Origin of the sequence: Qipengyuania atrilutea (assembly GCF_013370205.1) — a bacterium.
Classification (GTDB): domain Bacteria; phylum Pseudomonadota; class Alphaproteobacteria; order Sphingomonadales; family Sphingomonadaceae; genus Actirhodobacter; species Actirhodobacter atriluteus.
Map to the genome: position 1 here is coordinate 213,172 of NZ_JABWGV010000001.1, position 18,367 is coordinate 231,538.

An 18,367-nucleotide genomic window follows, 5' to 3' on the forward strand; every position below is an offset into this window, starting at 1 on the left:
AAACTGTGCAATCTCGAAGCGCAAGTTGCCGCCGGGCAATCGAGGTGGTAAGCGCGCCCACCGCTGCCGGGAACAGGCAGAGTAGAGGTTTTGGGGGAGGCTTAGCGGCATAGGTCGGCCGCATGGTCAATCGCCGGCTTGTGGCCGGCAGCAGGGCTTGGATTTATATGAGCGATAGCGCCATTCCCCAGAAACATCCGTCTGCTGACGTGCAGGCCCCGGCCGAAGTCGGTGCGGAAGCGCCTGCACAAGGCGGCGGACACGGACACGGGCAGGGAGCCTCGAAAGCCGCCCTGGCGGTTGGGGCGATCGGGATCGTCTTCGGCGACATCGGCACCAGCCCGCTGTATGCTTTCCGCGAGACTTTCATCGGGCCGAATAAGCTGGCGCTCGATACCGCGCATGTGTTGGGCGTCATCAGCCTCATCTTCTGGTCGATGACACTGGTCGTCTCGATCCAGTACGTCACCATCCTCATGCGGGCGGACAACAAGGGACAGGGCGGCAGCCTCGCTCTCGTCGCGCTCATTTCGAGCCACGTCAAGAACAGCCGCAATGCCTGGGTAGCCGTGCTATTAGGCGTGTTCGCGACATCGCTGTTCTACGGCGACAGCATGATCACGCCCGCGATCTCGGTCCTGTCCGCCGTGGAAGGGCTGACGGTCGTGGACGAGGGGTTCTCCGACTACGTCATTCCGCTCGCGCTGTTTCTGCTCGTTCTGCTTTTCCTGCTGCAAAAGCGCGGGACGGCCAAGGTCGGCGCACTCTTTGCACCGGTAATGATCGTCTATTTCTTCGTCCTTGCGGGGCTCGGAACGTGGCAAATAATCCAGACGCCTCAGATCCTGTGGGCGCTCAATCCCTATTACGCCGTCAACTTCTTCATTCTCGACGGGACGCTCGCCTTCCTTGCGCTCGGCTCCGTCGTGCTCGCAGTGACGGGCTCAGAAGCGCTCTATTCCGACATGGGACATTTCGGGCGCGGGCCGATGAAGCTGTCGTGGTTCGGCTTCGTCATGCCGTGCCTCCTTCTCAACTATTTCGGGCAGGGCGCGATGATCATCGGTCTCGACGCACAAGGTGCTGCGGAAGCCATCCAGAACCCGTTCTTCTTCCTGGCATCCGAGCAGTGGCGCCTGCCGCTCGTTTTCCTCGCAACTTTCGCGACCTTCATCGCCAGCCAGGCGGTAATTTCCGGTGCGTTCTCCATAACGCATCAGGCGATGCAACTCGGTTTCATCCCCCGCATGTCGATCCGCCACACGAGCGAGACAGAGGCGGGGCAGATTTACATCCCGGTCGTGAACTGGGCGCTGCTGGTAGCGGTCATCGTGCTCGTGCTGACGTTCCAGAACTCGTCCAACCTCGCCAATGCCTACGGAATCGCGGTAACGGGCGCCGTGACGATCGACACGCTGCTTATGGCGGTGCTGCTCGTCGGCGTCTGGAAGTGGCGCTGGTGGTATGCGGCGCCGGTCGTGATCCTATTCCTGATCGTGGACGGAGCCTATTTCGCCGCAAACCTGACCAAGGTCGGCGACGGCGGGTGGTTCCCCCTACTGGTCGGAGCGATCGCTTTCACGCTGCTGACGACCTGGGCGAAAGGCCGCAAGCTGATGCGCGAGCGCATGAGCGAGGTTGCCCTGCCGCTCGAAATTTTCGCCAAATCGGCGAAGAACAGCGCGACACGCGTCCCGGGCACGGCCATCTTCATGGCTTCATCCAAGGGAGGCGTGCCGTCCGCGCTGCTGCATAATATTAAGCACAACAAGGTGTTGCACGAACGCGTGGTGATCCTGACGGTCGAGATCGCCGACGTGCCTTACGTCGATGCGCGCGAACGCTGCGAATATCACGACATGGGTGACGGCTTCTTCCGCGCCATTCTGCACTACGGTTTCATGCAGGAAACCGACGTGCCGTCAGGGCTCAAGACCATGGAACAGTGCGGCGGTGCGTTCGAGATGATGCACACCAGCTTCTTCCTGTCGCGCCAGACGCTGCTTCCTTCGGAGAAGCCGGGCATGCCGATCTGGCGGGAGAAGATTTTCGCCTGGATGCTTCGCAATTCGGCGACGGCGATGGAGTTCTTCCGTCTGCCGACCAACCGTGTCGTCGAACTGGGCAGTCAGGTTCGGATCTAGCTGCCGCGACCTATTCTCCGGTCGGCGGCTGCTCGGTCACGGCCTTTTCTTCCTCACCTACGTTCAGCCCGTGCCGTATGAGCATCGGTATCTGGCTGAAGGTGAAGAGGAAGGTCAGCGGCATGAAGACCCAGAACTTCGCCCACAGCCAGCTTTCGAAGGAAAGCTGGAGCCGTAGCGCCTCGTTCAGACCGGCGAGGAACAGGAAGAAGAAGCCCCAGTTGCGCGACAGCTTGAGCCATCCTTCCTCGCTTACGCCTTCGAAGGCCGCTTCGAGCAGAATCTTGAGCAACGCCCGCCGTTTCCAGAAATAGCCGATCAGCAGGGCGAGCCCGAAGCCCGTGTAGATGATCGTCGGCTTGACCTGGACGAACGTCGGATCGCCGAAGAAGATTGTAAGCGCGCCGAAGAAGACGATGAGTCCGGTCGAGAACCAGAGCATCGGTGATACGCGGCCGAGACGGAATTTCGAGAACAGGAGCGCCGCCACCGCTGCCACCATGAAGGCCAGCGTACCCTTGATGACTGCTGCGATCTCGGCCAGCGGCTGAGGATCGTCCGGCGAGAACCACTTGTAGGTGCCGAGAAAGACGGCCAGCGGACCGTAGTCGACAAGCACGTTGAGCCAACCGGACTTCGGTTTCGTATCGGCCTGCGGTTCGCTTTTCATTATGCCACCCCTGCGATAACGCGCGCGACAAGGTCGGGGTCGAAGGGGCGCAGGTCGTCCATCTGCTCGCCCACGCCGATGGCGTGGATCGGCAGGCCGTATTGCTCGGCTGCCGCGACCAGAACGCCGCCGCGCGCCGTTCCGTCCAGCTTCGTCATGATGAGGCCGGTAACGCCTGCGACCTGCTTGAAAACCTCGATCTGCGACAGCGCGTTCTGCCCGTTTGTCGCATCGAGCACGAGCACGACATCGTGCGGCGCCTCCGGATTGAGCCGGCCGAGAACGCGGCGAATTTTCTCAAGCTCGTCCATCAGCTCGCGCTTGTTCTGCAGTCGCCCGGCGGTATCCACGATCAACGTATCGATGCCCTGGTCCGTCGCGGCCTTGACCCCGTCAAAGACGACACTTGCTGGATCTCCGCCCTGTGGCCCGCGTACGATAGGCACGCCTAGCCGGTCAGCCCATGTCGCCAGCTGACCAATTGCCGCCGCGCGGAAGGTGTCGCCCGCCGCCAGCATCACGCCGTAGTCGTCTTCCTGAAACCAGTGCGCGAGTTTCGCGATAGTAGTCGTCTTGCCCGAACCGTTCACGCCAATGACGAGTATGACCTGCGGGCGGGGGAAAGCGACGATTTCGAGCGGCTTGGCCACCGGGCGCAGGATGGCCGCGATTTCTTCGGCAACCGTTTCCTTGAGTTCGCGCTCGGTGATTTCGCGGCCGAAGCGCTGCTCGGAAAGTTTCGCACGAATACGCGCGGCCGCTGCCGGGCCGAGGTCCGAGACGATCAGCGCATCCTCCACCTCGTCCAGCGTCGCGTCGTCCAGCTTCGCCGTACCGACAACGCCGGTGAGGTTTCCGGAAAGTCGCTCCGACGTCTTGCGGAAGCCGCCGAAGAGCCGGTCGGACCAGCGTGTCTCGCTCATATCAGAAGGTCCTTGTCATGGCGGAGCGGGGTTACACTCACGATATCCCCGCGGTTCGAGCCGGTCGGAGCGGAAATGCGGGCATAGTTTGGCGCATAGCCCGTTCCGTCGCTTTCGACGAGAATGGATTGTTCGTTGCCCACGAGGCTTTCGAGCCATTCCGCTCGCTGAAGGGAAACCGCCTCGCGCAGTTCCTTCGCGCGCTGCTTGATGGTCGAGCGCACATGCTGCGGCATGCGCGCGGCGGGGGTGTTTAAACGCGGCGAATACGGAAAGACGTGGCCGTGTACGATGCCGAGATCGCGGATAATCGCAAGATTGTCCGCGTGATGCGCTTCGGTCTCGGTCGGAAAGCCTGCGATAAGGTCGGCACCTACGGCGAGGTCGATCCGCTCGGCCTTGAGTCTTTCAACAAGCTTGATGGCATCGCTGCGCAGGTGGCGGCGCTTCATCCGCTTCAGGATAAGGTCCGACCCGTGCTGCATCGACAGGTGCAGATGCGGCATGAGCCGTTCTTCCAAGCAGAACAGTTCGATCAACTCCGGATCGATCTCGATTCCGTCGAGCGAAGACAGGCGGAGCCGTCTCAATGCGGGAAATGTGTTCAGGATCGCGGCAACGAGAGAGCCGAGGGTGGGGCTGCTGGCTAAATCACTACCCCATGAAGTCAGATCGACGCCCGTCAGAACGACTTCGGCTGCGCCCGCGTCGAGATGACGCTCTACTTCACGCAGGACTTCGCCCATGGACAGCGAGCGGCTCTTTCCGCGGCCCTGCGGAATGACACAGAAGGTGCAGGCGTGGTCGCAGCCGTTCTGCACCGCGATAAACGCCCGCGTATGTTTGGGAGCATTGCGCGGCATCGTTTTGGGGAGAGGTACGTTCCACGCCCTCGCGTCGAGTTTTGCCGCGTTCGGAACAAGTCCGTCGACCTCGTCCATCGCGCCGAGAGCGCTGCGCTCTATATCGGCAGCGCAGCCTGTAACGAGCAGCCGCGCATCGGGATTTTCCCGCCGGGCACGGCGGATCGCCTTGCGGGTCTGCCTTACGGCTTCTTCCGTGACCGCGCAGCTGTTCACGACGACGAGACCGCTCTCTTGCGCGAGCAGCGCCGCCATGCGTTCGCTTTCCGCGATATTGAGGCGGCAGCCGAGCGATACGATCTTCGCACCGCGGGTAGTGTCCGCAAGCGCGTTCACGCGAAGTCGTCCCATTCGAACGAGCCGCGAAAGCTCTCGGTTGCCGGGCCGGTCATGGTCAGCCGGCCATCACCGGCCTGTTCGATTTCGAGCGCCCCGCCAGGAAGGTGAACGATTACTCGCTTCTCCGTCAGCCCGCGGCGTATCGCTGCGGCTGCCGTTGCGCAGGCTCCCGTGCCGCAAGCCTTGGTCAGACCCGCACCGCGTTCCCAGACGCGCAACTCTATGGTTTTGCGATCTTTCACGGAAGCGACGTTTACGTTGACGCGCTCAGGGAACAGCGGGTCGTGCTCAATCTGAGGTCCGAGATCGGACAGCGGAACGTCGGCGACATTCTCGACGAAGAAGATCACATGCGGATTACCGACATTGACCGCCGCAGGGTTCTCTAGTCCATCCCAGGCGACCGGCATCCGGTTCGTATTCATCGGCATCTGTAACGGGATTTCCTCCCAGCCGAAGCGCGGTGTGCCCATGTCGACGCTTGCCCCGCCTTCTGCCGGAGTGAGCGCAATGACACCGCCGGCAGTCTCCAGCGCCGCTTTTTCTCCGAGCAATACGGCGACCGCGCGGGCCGCATTGCCGCAAGCTTCGACCTCGCTGCCATCGGCGTTGAAGATCCTCATCTTGGAGTCGGCCTTATCCGATGCTTCGAGCAGGATAAGCTGGTCGCAGCCGATACCGCCGTGCCTGTCGGCGATATTGCGCACCGCGGCCGGGGAAAGCTCCGGCAAAATTTGCGCTTGGCCATCGATAACGACGAAGTCGTTGCCCAGACCGTGCATCTTGGTGAAGGAAATGCGCATTATCGCGCCCGCATCTATGCGCGGCATAGGCTATCGTAAAGAGCGCTGGCCGCAATCGGCCGCCCTGTATCGAGGAAAGTCAGCCGGTGCGGACCCTTTCCGCATAGCCGTGTGCAAGATCGTGAACCTCGGTTTTCGGCTCGTGCGGGTGAGCGGGCGACGCTTCCGACTGAGCCAGCAAACCGAGTTTGGCGAGCCTGTTCCGCACCTGGTCCGCATTTTCCGGCATCCCGTAATGATAGCCCTGTCCGGCCATCCGGCCGCGGCGCTTCAGCGCTTCGAGTATATCCGGCGTCGCGATACCCTCGGCCGTGATCGGCATCTTGAAGCCTTCGCCGAGCGACAGGATCGCATCTACGATGGTCGTATCGAACGCATCCGCCTCGCCGTTTTCGGTTAACGAGGACACGAAACTGCGGTCGATCTTCAGCCGGTCCACCGGCAGGTTCTTGAGCTGGAGCAGGCTCGAATAGCCGGTCCCGAAATCGTCGATCGAGAAGCGAACGCCCTGGTTGCGCAGACTGGTGATGACGGAGCGCACCTGATCGAGGTCCTCGTGCAGACAGCTCTCCGTGATCTCCAGATCGAGCCTGGAGGGCGGAAAAGCATTCTGCACCAGCAGTTTCAGGATGCGGTGCGAGAACCACTGATCGCGCAGTTGTATGGGCGAAATGTTGATCGACAAAGTGAGATGCGGTGCCCAATCGCGCGCATCGGCAAGCGCCTGAGCTATCAGCCCTTCGGAGAGTTCATCGATCAATCCGAGTTTTTCCGCGAGCGGAATGAAGATTTCGGGGCTGACTTCGCCGAGTTCGGGGGACCGCCAGCGTGCAAGCATCTCGAACCCCAGAAGATCCCCGCTGTCGAGATCGATCTGCTGTTCGTAAAATGGTCTGAACTGGCCAAGTCTCAGGCCCTCGCGCAGGCCCCGCTCGAGGCGCTGGCGCTCGACCAGTTCGCGCTCCATAGCTTCGTCGAACCATGCGTAGCGGTTCTTCCCGCTGTTCTTCGCATGATACATCGCGAGGTCTGCGCGGTGAATCAGCAGCTGCGCACCTGCTTTCTCGGGCTGACTGGGCTGAGCGTTCGCCGCTGCGTTCGACTGCGCATCATTGCTGGCAATACCGACCGAGATCGTGAGTTCCACCGCACCGTGCTCGTAGTCGAACGGCTTGGCGAGCGTTTCCAGCATACGGAAGGCGAGCATCTCGATACGTTCGCGCTGATGCGCGGCGTAAGGCAGGGCGCAAACGAATTCGTCGCCGCCGATCCGCGCGAGTTTGGCTTCGATAGGGAGCAGATCCTCGATCCGCCGGACCGTCTGCCGCAGGACATCGTCGCCGACACGGTGTCCGTTGGAATCGTTGACCCGCTTGAAGTTATCGAGGTCGATCAGAATGATCGCAGTGGCGCTCCCCGACTTCTGGCAGTTGCTCATCAGCCGGTCGATGACTTCGATCCCGCTTCGTCGGTTGAGAGATCCGGTTAGCGGATCGGTATCGGCGAGAAGCTTGGCGTCCCGGGCTGCGGCAGCCTGCGCCTTAAGCCTTCGATTGAGTTCGTTGTAACGTCGCCAGCCGAGCCCGATGAGTGCTATATTGAGGAGCAAGGCATTTGCCAGCAGGATGTCCGGCGGACTTTGATGTCCCTGAAAAGCCGCGATGATCTGCGGTATGACGATACTTGCGCTGCCGGCGAACAGCAGGATCGAGGCGCCGGCGATCGCTAGAGTTACGATATCGCCTTGGGTTGCCCTTTTAAGCGCTGCGCTTTTGTATGCGGCCTTGTCGGTCAACGCGGTTAATCCTGCCCGTCCTGATTAGTGACCGATTGGTAAGGGGCAGTGTTCAATAATCGGTTAATTGGCCGAAGGTTGGGTACGGGAATGCGTTTGCCGGTCGCCTTGCTTCCCGGCTCAATCATGCGGTACCGACCGGCTTCTGCACAAACGCGAAGGAATACGATGGAACGCTACTGGCTCCTCAAATCGGAACCGTTCAAATACGGTTGGGACGATCTCGAAGCGGAAGGCGAGGGCACTTGGGACGGTGTTCGCAACCACCGCGCGAAGAACAATCTCGCCGCCATGGAAGTCGGCGACCAGGCGTTCTTCTACCATTCGCGCGAAGGGCTTGAGATCGTGGGCATTTGCGAAGTCAGTGAAGCGGGGATTACCGATCCGACCGACGAAACGGGCAAGTGGGCTGCCGTCAAGGTCGTTCCGAAAACGAAGCTGCCGCGGCCAGTGACGCTTAAAGAGATCAAGGTGGAGGAACGGCTCGCAGATTGCGAACTCGTTCGTCAATCGCGTCTTTCCGTAGCGGAAATCAAACCGGACGAATGGTCTTTGATCCTCAAGATGGCAGGCGTCTGACGGAACTGCGGGCCCGCTACTCCGTTAACTGTATATAGCCGCGCGATACTGCGCCGCACAGTTGCAGGAGACAAATCATGGGTGAACTGAAAGACAAAGCCAAGGGCGTCGGAAACGAAGTTGCCGGCAAAGCGAAGCAGCAATCGAACGATCCGGAAACGCGTGCCGAAGGTCATGCCCAGGAGCGCAAGGGTGAAGCACAGAACCTGAAGGGTGAAGTGAAGGGCGCTACCGGCAACAAAGTATAATTGCCGACTAATATGAATGCAGAAGGGCCGTCCGGCATGGGCGGCCCTTTTCGTACGTCGATCAGCTAGCGCGCACGCAGTCCGCTTATCGTCGCTCCGCTCGCTGCGAGTTGCTCGACGTCGATCTTGCAGTGGATGAGCCGTACCCCGCGACGGCCTTCGGCAGCGACAATGGCATCCTTGAACGCTTCGGTGGTATCGGCAAAGGCGCTCCAGCAACCGAAGCTTTCCGCTAGGGCGGCAAAATCGGGATTGCGCAGGTCCGTGGTTGAGACACGGCCGGGAAACTCGCGTTCCTGATGCATCCGGATCGTGCCGTATGCGCCGTTGTCTACCACGACGACGATCAGGTCGACTTCGAACTGAACCGCCGTCGCCAGTTCCTGACCGTTCATGAGGAAGTCCCCGTCGCCGCACACTGCGACGACCGTTCGGTCTGGGAAGCGCTTCGCCGCGGCCACACCTGCCGGCAAGCCGTAGCCCATGGCGCCGCAGGTCGGTGCTAACTGCGCCGGGTAGCCCTCGTAGCGCCAGTAACGATGCCACCAGCCTGCGAAATTGCCGGCGCCGTTGCAGATGATGGTATCCGGCGGAAGCGTATCACGCATGAAGGTGACGCACCGGGCGAGATCGAGCGGGTATTCGCTGCCCGGCGAGGGACTGGCCCATTCTTCCCACTCCCGGTTCGCTTCCGCGCCCGTCGAGAACGGGGTGATGTCGCTTTCGTCCCAGAGGGCCAATGCCTCGGAAAACTCGCCCATATCGGCGCAGATCGCGAGATCGGCCGGGTAGACGCTGTTGAGTTCCGAGGGATCGGGGTGGACATGGACGAGCTTGTAGTCGCCGCCGTCGAGATCGGGGACAGCGTACCCATCTGTGGTCGCTTCGCCCAGCCTGGCTCCAACCGCGATCACGAGGTCTGCTTGCTTGACGCGCTCGACCAGTTTCGGGTTCGGTCCGTAACCGAGGCTTCCGGCATAGACGGACGAACTGGCGGGTATCGCATCCTGACGGCGAAACGCGGTTGCGACCGGAATGCCGGCGCGCTCCGCGAAAATCTGGAAGAACTGGCGCGCCTTGGCGTTCCATCCCGCACCGCCGACAATTGCCACCGGCGAAGCGGCATCGTCGAGCATCGCGAGCATCGTCTGCATCGCATCAGGGCAGGGCGCCTGAGCGGGACGGGCAAGGAATTGTCTCGGCTGCGCTTCAGCCGTGTCGCTCAGCATGTCTTCCGGCAAAGCGAGCACCACCGGTCCCGGTCTGCCCGACATCGCGGTCGCATAAGCACGAGCGATGTATTCCGGAATGCGCTCCGCATCGTCGATCCGTGCGGCCCATTTTGCAATCGGACCGAAAAACGCCGGAAAGTCGATTTCCTGGAAACCTTCGCGGTCCCGCATCGAGCGCCCGACGTCGCCGACGAACAGGATCATCGGCTGCGAATCCTGCTGCGCGACATGCACTCCGATGCTCGCATTGGTAGCGCCGGGTCCGCGGGTGACGAAGGCGACGCCCGGTCGTCCCGTCATCGCGCCGTCCGCGCAGGCCATGAATGCAGCCCCGCCTTCCTGGCGGCAAGTGACAACGTCGATGGACTGATCCCCGTGCAGAGCGTCTAGGACCGGCAGGAAACTTTCACCCGGAACGGTGAAGATACGGTCGCATTCCTGCGCTGCTAGACAGTCTACGAGCAGACGTGCGGCCTGCGGGGAAGCATGTTCGGTCATGGTAAACGCGCTTAGAGAGCGCAGCGCCCCTCCGCAATCCACTTCATTGGCGCCGAGCGAAGGGCCGGTCTCTTTTCAATGGTTTAGATCGATTGCTGCACAACTCGGTAGTTAGCAGACATGCTTAATGTTCCATCACGCGACACGTTCGATTTATGGGAAACCGAATTCTTACCGTTCCGTTAACAGCTACATCATGCGTAGATCACTCGTACTCACCACCGAAGGCGCCGGACACAGCTTCCGCGCGAGCCTCCCCCCTCACGTCTTTTCGAGCGACCGCTCGGAGGAAGACCCTGATATCATCGACGGCAAGCCGACCCTCTGGCTTACGATGGAAGACATGCGCGGCGTAGCCAGCGTGTACTTCGCCACTTTTGCGGCGGCGCTCGTCTTCCTCGCCTGAGGCGAGGAAAGGATTAGGTCGTCTGCTCCGCAAGGTTCGCCTCACATTCGGTGCGGAACAGCTTGCGGGCAAGCCATGCTGAAATCAGGCACATGAAGGCGCTCAGCAGGACCTGTTCTGTCAGCGAGATGCCGAGGGCGTTCAGCAGGCCGGCGAGTATGGACCCGGCTACCATCGCTCCAGAATTGACGATGTTGTTCGCCGCTATTGTGCGCGCCGCCTTTTCGGGCGCCACGCGGGTCGTCAGGAACGCGTAGAGCGGTACGACGAACATCCCGCCGGCAATCGCGATGCCGAGCAAGGTCAGCAACAGGAAGGTCGCCGTCGGCCAGGCGATGAACTCGCTGACCGACAAAAGCTGGGTCGGCTGATCGGCCTCCCATAGCCGGCAGACTGCGTAGAACGCGACTACGAAAACGCCCATCACGAGCACCGACGCCGGCCCGAACCGTGCCGAGACGCGGCCTTTGAGAAGTACGTTGATGCCGACTGACCCAATCGCGACGCCGACGCTGAACACGACGAGGAACAGGCTAGCGACCTCCTTGCTCGCCATGATGACGTTCTTCGCGAGAGGGGGGAACTGGATGAAAAGGACCGTGCCGATCGTCCAGAAGAAGCTGATTGCGATAATCGCGTAGAAGATCTGCCGGTCGTGCATGGTATCGCGGATCAAGCGGATGGAGGAGCGAAGGACGTTGCGGTCGATCGGCTCGATTGCTCCCATCGCCGGAGCCGCGGGTATCTGCCGCGCCGAGAGATAACCGACGACGGACGTTGCGATGATTCCGGCCGCCGCCCATTCGACCGGTATCCAGCCCGCGAGGATCGTCCCGGCCAGGATGGCGATATAGGTTCCCGCCTCGACCAGTCCGGTTCCGGCCAGCACTTCGTCCTTTTTCAAATGCTGCGGAAGGATGGCGTATTTGATCGGGCCGAGAAAGGTCGACTGGATGCCAGTCAGCAACAGCGCGAACAGCATGAGCGGGATCGCGAGCTCATGTACCGCAATCCCCCGCCAGGCGAGGAAAAGCCCTGCCGCACCGATGCACATGAGCAGGATTTCGCACGCCTTTACCGTGCGGATGATCGCTGCCTTGTCGCGCATGTCCGCCAATTGTCCGGCCAGCGCGGAAAGAAGGAAATAGGGGAGGATGAATAACGCGGAGGCGATCGCACTGAAGCCGCCTTCGGCCGCCTCGTCGTTGTAGACGCTGTACACGACGAACAGGACCATCGCAGTCTTGTAGAGGTTGTCGTTGAACGCATTGAGCAGCTGCGTCACGAATAGCGGCAGGAAGCGGCGCCGCTGCAGCAGCTGCGTCGAAATGGTCATCGTGCGCCCGCGCCCGCGATAGGAATGGTCCCCCTCATGTCTCCCGCCCTGTAGCGACCCGCACGAAGCGGACAAGGGGCAGATTTTCTTTTGCGAACATGCATTCCGCGTTAGGGACGGCGCCGTGCCCTATTCGAACGACACGATTGCGCAGCCATGCTGAGCCTGCCGAACGTCCTTACCCTGAGCCGTATCTTCGCGGTTCCCCTGCTGGCGTTTTTGTTGTGGTGGCCTGACTGGCGGCTCGGCTATGCGCTCGCTTTCGTCCTCTACTGCCTGATGGGCGTCACGGATTATTTCGACGGCTATCTGGCGCGCACCAGCGGGGCGGTGTCGAAGCTCGGCATTTTCCTCGATCCCATTGCGGACAAGATCATGGTGGCGGCAGTCATCATCGTGCTGACGGCGCAAGGCTACCTGCGCGGACCTTACGCCGGCGACCTGCACGTGATTGCCGGCCTAATCATTCTCGTGCGCGAGATTGCGGTATCGGGACTGCGCGAATTTCTGGGCGGACTTCAAGTATCCATGCCGGTCAGCCGGCTTGCGAAATGGAAGACCACGATGCAGCTGTTCGCGCTCGGTGGGCTGATACTCGGCGGAGCGGTGCATGGCCAACCATGCCAGTCGCTCGGAGAAGCCTGCGCGAGTTTCGCCGACAGCTGGGTTCACGTGACGAGCCTAAGCTTACTCTGGGGTGCTGCCGTTCTGACATTGATCACGGGCTGGGACTATCTGCGCGTCGGTCTCGCGCACATGGACTGATCTGCGGTCAGTTCGTTAATTCGCGTGCAACGGCGACGAAGTCTCCGACCTGCAGAGTTTCGGCGCGGCGGGTAGGTTCGATGCCGAGCGCTTCCAAAGCCTCGATCGCACCCGGGAGGCTCTTGAGACTTTGCCGCAGCATCTTGCGGCGCTGTCCGAAGGCCGCAGCGGTGAGGCGTTCGAGAACAGCGGCGGAGACGCCCTCCGGCATGGGTGCGGGCTCGATATGGACGATCGCGCTCATGACCTTGGGTGGTGGCGTAAAGGCGCTACGGTGCACCTTCATCGCCAGCTTCGCAGTGCTTCTCCACTGACCGAGCACGGCGAGACGACCATACGCCGGCGTGTCGGGTTTCGCCGCGATCCGCCGTGCGACTTCTTCCTGAAACATCAGCGTGAGCGAGGTCCATCGGGGCGGCCATTGCTCACCGCCGAGCCAGCCGGTGAGAAGCGGCGTTCCGACATTGTAAGGTAGATTGGCGACGACGGCGAAGGGTTCGGCCATCAACTCTGCATGGTTGAGTTTCATTGCATCGCCCTCGACTACTCGGAGCCTTCCGGGAAAGGCCTCCCCAAGCTCGGCAAGGGCGGGGAGGCAGCGGCGGTCCATCTCGATGGCCGTCACCCGCGCTCCTGCGCGCAAAAGTGCGCGGGTCAGGCCGCCGGGACCAGGCCCGATTTCCAGTACGGCGCAGCCCGAAAGATCGCCGGGAATGGCGGCGATGCGGTCCAGAAGCTGCTCGTCGAAAAGGAAGTTCTGGCCGAGCGCTTTCGATGCGGTAAGCCCGTGGGCGCGGATGACTTCGCGCAGCGGCGGAAGTTCAGCTGCGGCTTTCATTTTCTCTCCGCCGCGCAGCACAGTCGCTCGCCATGCGGATTGCGGCGAGCATGGCGCCGGGGTCCGCGATCCCTTCTCCGGCAATGTCGAACGCAGTTCCGTGATCTGGCGAGGTGCGCACGATTGGCAACCCGAGCGTCACGTTCACGCCCTCGTCGAAGTCGAGCGCCTTGAGCGGGATCAGTGCCTGGTCGTGATACATGCACACCGCGACATCGTATGTCTCGCGTGCGCGCGGCGTGAAGAGGGCATCTCCCGGATGGGGGCCGGTCACGTGATGCCCATCATCTCGAAGCACGCGAATAGCGGGGGTGATGATTTCCGCTTCCTCACTTCCGAAGCGGCCGTTCTCGCTCGCATGAGGATTGAGCCCGGCGATAGCTATCCGAGGCTCGGCGATACCGAAATCGCGTTGTAGCGCCTTTGCCGCGATAGCCGTTCGGCGGTGGATTTTCTCGCTCGTCAGCCGGCCGGGAACCTCCGAAAGTGCGACGTGGACGGTGATAGGCACGGTCCTCAGCCGGGGTCCGGCAAGCATCATGACCGCATCCTCGGGCGCGATGCCGCAGCGGTCCGCAAGAAACTCGGTCTGGCCGGGATGCGCGAACCCGGCCGCCACAAGGTTATCCTTGGCGACGGGCGCCGTGACGAGCGCTGCCGCTTCGCCAGAGCGCGCCAGCCCGCATGCGGCTTGCAACGAGGCAAGCGCGAGCCGCGCCCCGTCTGCCGTGGGCTCGCCTGGTGTGTATGTTGCATCGGCCATATCGAGGACGGGCAGTGCACGCGACCAGTGCAACGCGGCGTCCGCTATCCGGTCCACCTGCGCTAACGGAAGATCGATTCCGATCCGTTCTGCGGCGCGGCGCAGCACGTTCGCTCCACCCACTACAGCGATTGGCCCGCAGTCGGTATCAGCAAGCGTCTGCCAGCAGCGGACGATCAGTTCCGGGCCGACGCCCGCCGGGTCTCCGAGCGAGATGGCGAGCGGCAGGCTATTCACCGGATCAGTTATATTCGATGAAGGCGTCGTTGCGCAGGTCACGCAGATAGCGCTGTGCGCGCTTGTTGATGCGCTCTTCTTCGAGTTGATTCATGACCTGCTCGAAATTGGGTCCGGAGCTTTGTTCCGGATCGTCGCGCCCGCACAGCATGAGTACGCGCACCCCTTCCTCGATCGAACCGAAGGGCGGTGTGGTCTGACCCAGCTGGAGTCCGAGCACGATGTTCTGCAATTGCTCGGGCAGGGCACGCACGCGAATTTGGTCGTTGGTCACGACCGTAGCGCCGAGCGCCGCCGCTGCCTGGTCCGCATCGCCACAGCCGCGCATCTGTTCCACGCCGGTTCCGAAGGCTTCGAGGCGCGCCTGCGCATCCGCCTGCGAAATGCCAGCCGGGAAGCCGATCGAAATCTGCTTCAGCGACAGCAGGGCATCGCGCGGATCGGCCATCAGGACTTGGCGCTTGTCGATAAGATAGATGATCGAATAACCGCCGGGCACTTCTATCGGACCATTGAGCTGACCCGGCTGCATCGTTGCCGCAGCACTCGAAATTGCGCCGGGAAGCTGGCCGAGCCTCACGAAGCCGAGATCGCCACCGACAACCGCGGTGGAGGCTTCGGAAAACTGCCGCGCATATGCGACGAAGCTGCCGCCCTGGCGCAGCTGTTCGATAATTCGCTGCGCGTTCTGCAGTACTGCTTCGCGGTTCGCGGGCGTCGCCGAAAGGTAGATTTCGCCCAGACGATATTCCTCGGTGCCGCGCGATTGCTCCATGCGCGTAAGCACGTCGTTCACTTCTTCCGCTGCGACATTGATGAAGGGAGATACGTTCTGCCGGATAAGGCTCGACCAGGCGAGCTCTCCCTTGATCTGCCTTTTCAGAGATGCGGGCGATGAGCCGACCCCGGTGAGGTAGGCATCCATCTTCTCCGGCTCTTGGCCGAAATTCTGTGCTGCGAGCTGCAGATACTGGGCATTCACCTGCTCGTCCGTCACGGCAAGTTCCTGCGCTTCGGCGGCCTGAATCTGAAGCGTTTCGTCGATCAGGTTGCGCAGCACCTGCTGGCGCAGGCGGACCATCTCGTCGGGCGGTATTTCCGCCTCGGAGGCCGAGGTGACTAGCGCCACGCGCTGATCGATATCGGTGCCGGTGATCACCGTTCCGTTCACCAGCGCCGTCGCGGTGCGCAGGTTCGGGTCGCTTTTGCCGAGGATCTGCACGCTATCGGGAATGCCGAGCGGATTGTCATCCGCAGCGTCCTGCACCTGCGGGTTCGTAGCCGGCTGGCCGGCAGCCTGCGCCTGCACGAGAGCCGGAGAGGCAGCGAGCGAAAGGCCGGCACTACAAGCGAGCAGGCGGGCAAAATTCCTGGATGCAAAAGTCTTCAGCACGGCTGTTGTCGTTCCAATATAGCGGCGGCAAAGCGCCCGGTCATGGCACGCCCACTGGAATGCCTCGGCTTAACCGAAGCTGATTGCGGAGCGCCTTGTTGCAAGCCCGATAGCGGGCACGGCACGAACTGCCAATGCTGGCGCCTTACCTGAAACCCAGATTCTTGAGGCTGAAGAAGACCTGGAAGGTGTTGCCGCGCTGTGCGTCGCCCGCTTCGGCATAGTCGCGCCGCCACGTCAGACCCATTTCGAGACAGTCGTCCTCGTAAGCGACGCCGAGCCGGGTGCGGATCGGCTCGAACCCGTCGGAGGTGAAGGTCGGGTCCTCCTCGGCATCGGTCAGGTTGATGACGCCGGCGCCGAACAGCGACCAGTAATTGGCAAAACCGACACGCGCGGCAAACCGCAGTTCCTCCCGGTCGTCGAGATCTTCGCGGGTCGGATCGATATCGCGGTTCAACCGTAAATACCCTACTTCCAAATACGTCCGGCGAGAACCGACTGCGGCATCGATCTCGTTGCGGCGCAGCGCGAAATTGTCCTTATCGATACGGTACCGGTGCGTGAAACTCACGAAATCGCGGTAACGGACCCGGGTTCGGCCAACGAAGTCGGACACTTTATCGGCAATGCCGGTCCCTTCGACCAGGAAATTGCTATCCTTGTCGAGCCTGACGGACTGACCAATGTTGGTGCTGACTTCCCATCCGGGGCGGCGCAATTCCCAATCGAGGCCGTAGGTCAGACGCACGCCGTCTTCGATCCGGTCATAACCGGGAAAGCGGTTCAGCGCGAAGAGGTTCGAATCCTCGAGATCGATTGCGCGCGCATCCTCGTTCGGAACGGCGAGATTGCGGATAGGCGTACTTGCGACAAGCTGAACGCGCGGTGTAAGAACCTGCGTTCCGCCGAACGCGGAACCTATCAGCGGCCATTCGAGATCAGCAGCGCCGATGGCGAAGGCGCGGGTTTCCCATCCCTCGTTCCCGCGGAACTGCGGGGTTTCGGTCAAGCGGACCTCATCAGTGTGGTAGACATCGCCGCGGCCCATCGCAGTGAACGTCAGCACCTGGCCCATGGGCGTTATGCTATGGCGCTGCCAGGTCGCCCCGGCGAAGGCGCGCTGCGTATCCTGTCCGATATCGCGAGCTATCGAAAGTGTGTTGGCCTGCAGTTCGATGGTGCCGCCGGCCAGTGGATCGGCAAGCCGCTTGCGATAGTCGATGACCGGCAGCGCGACCGGCACCTGCCCCTGGTCGGCATTGAGGCGCAGCGTCTGCGTCGCCCAACCGGCGAGCGAGAAGTACGAGGAATCATCGATGCGCTCTATTTCGACCATCGAGCGCAGCCGGTCCTCGCGCGAAATGTCGTAGCGGCGCAGGAATGTGCGGTCGCTGGCTCGTCGGATTGAGCTGGTGACGCTCCATTCGGGCGTCAGCTGGAAACGCCCGTTCGCGAATACGTAGCCGCGAAAATCGTTTTCGCTGGTGTCGAGCCTGGTGAAGTCGCTGATCCGGCGGCTGTTCGTGACGTAGCCGGTGATCTGGTAGGCACCTTCATCGGTCAGATGCCGGAATTGCCCGGACACCATGGGCGGCGCTTCGGTGAATAGGTACGCGCCCGTGGTGACGTCCATGTTGTTGGCGAGCCGCCAGTAATAGCTTCCGCTTACCTCGACGCCGTTGCTCTGCGAAATGCGGAAGTTGGGGACGAGGAAACCCGAAGCGGGGCCGCCGTCGGTGCGGATCGAAAGTCCGGGGAGCGGCAGAATGCTCGCACCGAAAAGTTCGAGCCGGGCTCCGCGAAATCGCACCTGCCGGGCATCGGGATCGTAAATCACCCGCTCGGCAGTAATTCGCCAACTCGGCGTTTTCGGGCATCCCTCCGGCTTGACTATAGCGCAGGCCGAGTAGGCAGCGCGTGTCAGTTCGATCGTACCTTCGGCGCCGCGTTCTCCCCGTTCGGCAGCAAGTCGGCCCCCTTCGCTGAGCGCAAGCAGCAGGTCCTCCATCGCGCCGGCTTCGAACTCGTCGGTTAATTCGAGACGTTCGGTGAACAGCTGATTGCCCACATCGTCGACGAGGCGCACGTTGCCTACCGCCTCGATCTGTCCGGTCGCGCGGTTCCATACGACGTTGTCGGCCCGCAGCGAGCGATCCGCGCTGCGCAATACGACATCGCCGCTGGCGGTAACCGTGTCGGTCGCGGCATTGTATCCGAGTTCGCTAGCCTCGAAGTCGATCTGCCGTCCGTCTGCCTCGCTTTCGAGGTCTTCGGCGAGCGGCTGCAGGACAGGCTGCGGGGGCACGGCGGGATCGGGCAGTGGTGGTTCGACCTGCTCGCGCGCGGTAGGCAGGCCGGGCGCCGCGCCGCTTTGTGCAGCGGCCGGGACGGCGAGCGAAGCCAGTGCGGCAATCGCCGAGCCGGTGAGAAAGCGCGTGGCGGCGGCTGCGCCTTGCCTATCGGCGATGCCGGTCCTACCTCGGCCACTATTGAAGCACATCATCGGGTCTACGCGCATTCGTTTCGTGGGGC

At 62.0% G+C, this 18,367-nt stretch carries 16 protein-coding genes; 5 read left to right on the forward strand and 11 right to left on the reverse strand.

Annotation, left to right across the window (positions count from 1 at the left end):
* Nucleotides 1-167: 167 nt before the first annotated feature.
* Complete coding sequence (locus HUV48_RS01060) at nucleotides 168-2,144, forward strand: potassium transporter Kup (RefSeq protein ID WP_176265926.1); 1,977 nt, start codon at nucleotides 168-170, stop codon at nucleotides 2,142-2,144.
* 10 nt (nucleotides 2,145-2,154) lie between these two features.
* On the opposite strand, the gene HUV48_RS01065 is transcribed toward HUV48_RS01060, so the two are convergent.
* The 5 genes from HUV48_RS01065 to HUV48_RS01085 all read right to left on the reverse strand — a co-directional run bounded on the left by HUV48_RS01065 (nucleotide 2,155) and on the right by HUV48_RS01085 (nucleotide 7,537).
* The gene (locus HUV48_RS01065) at nucleotides 2,155-2,814 is read right to left on the reverse strand and encodes an inner membrane-spanning protein YciB (protein WP_176265927.1); all 660 of its coding nucleotides are present in this window, start codon (nucleotides 2,812-2,814) and stop codon (nucleotides 2,155-2,157) included.
* Entirely contained in the window at nucleotides 2,814-3,737 is a 924-nt protein-coding gene (gene ftsY / locus HUV48_RS01070) for a signal recognition particle-docking protein FtsY (protein WP_176265928.1), read from the reverse strand. The genes HUV48_RS01065 and ftsY overlap by 1 nt, the downstream gene beginning before the upstream one ends.
* The gene (mtaB, locus tag HUV48_RS01075) at nucleotides 3,734-4,951 is read right to left on the reverse strand and encodes a tRNA (N(6)-L-threonylcarbamoyladenosine(37)-C(2))-methylthiotransferase MtaB (protein ID WP_176265929.1); all 1,218 of its coding nucleotides are present in this window, start codon (nucleotides 4,949-4,951) and stop codon (nucleotides 3,734-3,736) included. Before mtaB ends, ftsY begins: the two co-directional genes overlap by 4 nt.
* A complete protein-coding gene (gene dapF, locus HUV48_RS01080; protein WP_176266648.1) occupies nucleotides 4,933-5,742 on the reverse strand; it encodes a diaminopimelate epimerase in 810 nt (269 codons plus the stop codon). Before dapF ends, mtaB begins: the two co-directional genes overlap by 19 nt.
* 79 nt (nucleotides 5,743-5,821) lie before the next feature.
* The gene (locus HUV48_RS01085; protein WP_176265930.1) at nucleotides 5,822-7,537 is read right to left on the reverse strand and encodes a putative bifunctional diguanylate cyclase/phosphodiesterase; all 1,716 of its coding nucleotides are present in this window, start codon (nucleotides 7,535-7,537) and stop codon (nucleotides 5,822-5,824) included.
* A gap of 168 nt (nucleotides 7,538-7,705) precedes the next feature.
* Between HUV48_RS01085 and HUV48_RS01090 the strand changes: the two genes are divergently transcribed.
* Nucleotides 7,706-8,116, forward strand: a complete 411-nt coding sequence (locus HUV48_RS01090; RefSeq protein ID WP_176265931.1) for an EVE domain-containing protein — start codon at nucleotides 7,706-7,708, stop codon at nucleotides 8,114-8,116.
* Between the two features lie 77 nt (nucleotides 8,117-8,193).
* Entirely contained in the window at nucleotides 8,194-8,364 is a 171-nt protein-coding gene (locus tag HUV48_RS01095; protein ID WP_176265932.1) for a CsbD family protein, read from the forward strand.
* Between the two features lie 65 nt (nucleotides 8,365-8,429).
* Here the strand turns inward: HUV48_RS01095 and HUV48_RS01100 are convergent, their stop codons facing one another.
* Complete coding sequence (locus HUV48_RS01100) at nucleotides 8,430-10,094, reverse strand: thiamine pyrophosphate-binding protein (protein WP_176265933.1); 1,665 nt, start codon at nucleotides 10,092-10,094, stop codon at nucleotides 8,430-8,432.
* Nucleotides 10,095-10,290: 196 nt separating this feature from the next.
* Between HUV48_RS01100 and HUV48_RS01105 the strand changes: the two genes are divergently transcribed.
* Complete coding sequence (locus HUV48_RS01105; protein ID WP_176265934.1) at nucleotides 10,291-10,500, forward strand: hypothetical protein; 210 nt, start codon at nucleotides 10,291-10,293, stop codon at nucleotides 10,498-10,500.
* A gap of 13 nt (nucleotides 10,501-10,513) precedes the next feature.
* Here HUV48_RS01105 and HUV48_RS01110 read toward each other — a convergent pair whose 3' ends face one another.
* A complete protein-coding gene (locus HUV48_RS01110) occupies nucleotides 10,514-11,836 on the reverse strand; it encodes an MFS transporter (protein ID WP_176265935.1) in 1,323 nt (440 codons plus the stop codon).
* 156 nt (nucleotides 11,837-11,992) lie between these two features.
* Between HUV48_RS01110 and pgsA the strand changes: the two genes are divergently transcribed.
* The gene (gene pgsA / locus HUV48_RS01115; protein WP_176265936.1) at nucleotides 11,993-12,601 is read left to right on the forward strand and encodes a CDP-diacylglycerol--glycerol-3-phosphate 3-phosphatidyltransferase; all 609 of its coding nucleotides are present in this window, start codon (nucleotides 11,993-11,995) and stop codon (nucleotides 12,599-12,601) included.
* 7 nt (nucleotides 12,602-12,608) lie between these two features.
* On the opposite strand, the gene rsmA is transcribed toward pgsA, so the two are convergent.
* The 4 genes from rsmA to HUV48_RS01135 form a co-directional block, all read right to left on the reverse strand.
* Nucleotides 12,609-13,439, reverse strand: a complete 831-nt coding sequence (gene rsmA / locus HUV48_RS01120; RefSeq protein ID WP_176265937.1) for a 16S rRNA (adenine(1518)-N(6)/adenine(1519)-N(6))-dimethyltransferase RsmA — start codon at nucleotides 13,437-13,439, stop codon at nucleotides 12,609-12,611.
* Entirely contained in the window at nucleotides 13,423-14,439 is a 1,017-nt protein-coding gene (gene pdxA / locus HUV48_RS01125) for a 4-hydroxythreonine-4-phosphate dehydrogenase PdxA (RefSeq protein WP_176265938.1), read from the reverse strand. The genes rsmA and pdxA overlap by 17 nt, the downstream gene beginning before the upstream one ends.
* A gap of 4 nt (nucleotides 14,440-14,443) precedes the next feature.
* Nucleotides 14,444-15,829 (reverse strand): peptidylprolyl isomerase, encoded by a 1,386-nt coding sequence (locus HUV48_RS01130; protein WP_225871522.1) that lies wholly within the window; start codon nucleotides 15,827-15,829, stop codon nucleotides 14,444-14,446.
* 148 nt (nucleotides 15,830-15,977) lie between these two features.
* Nucleotides 15,978-18,353 carry an LPS-assembly protein LptD gene (locus HUV48_RS01135; RefSeq protein ID WP_225871472.1) on the reverse strand — a complete coding sequence of 792 codons (2,376 nt, stop codon included), beginning with the start codon at nucleotides 18,351-18,353 and terminating at the stop codon, nucleotides 15,978-15,980.
* Nucleotides 18,354-18,367 lie beyond the last annotated feature (14 nt).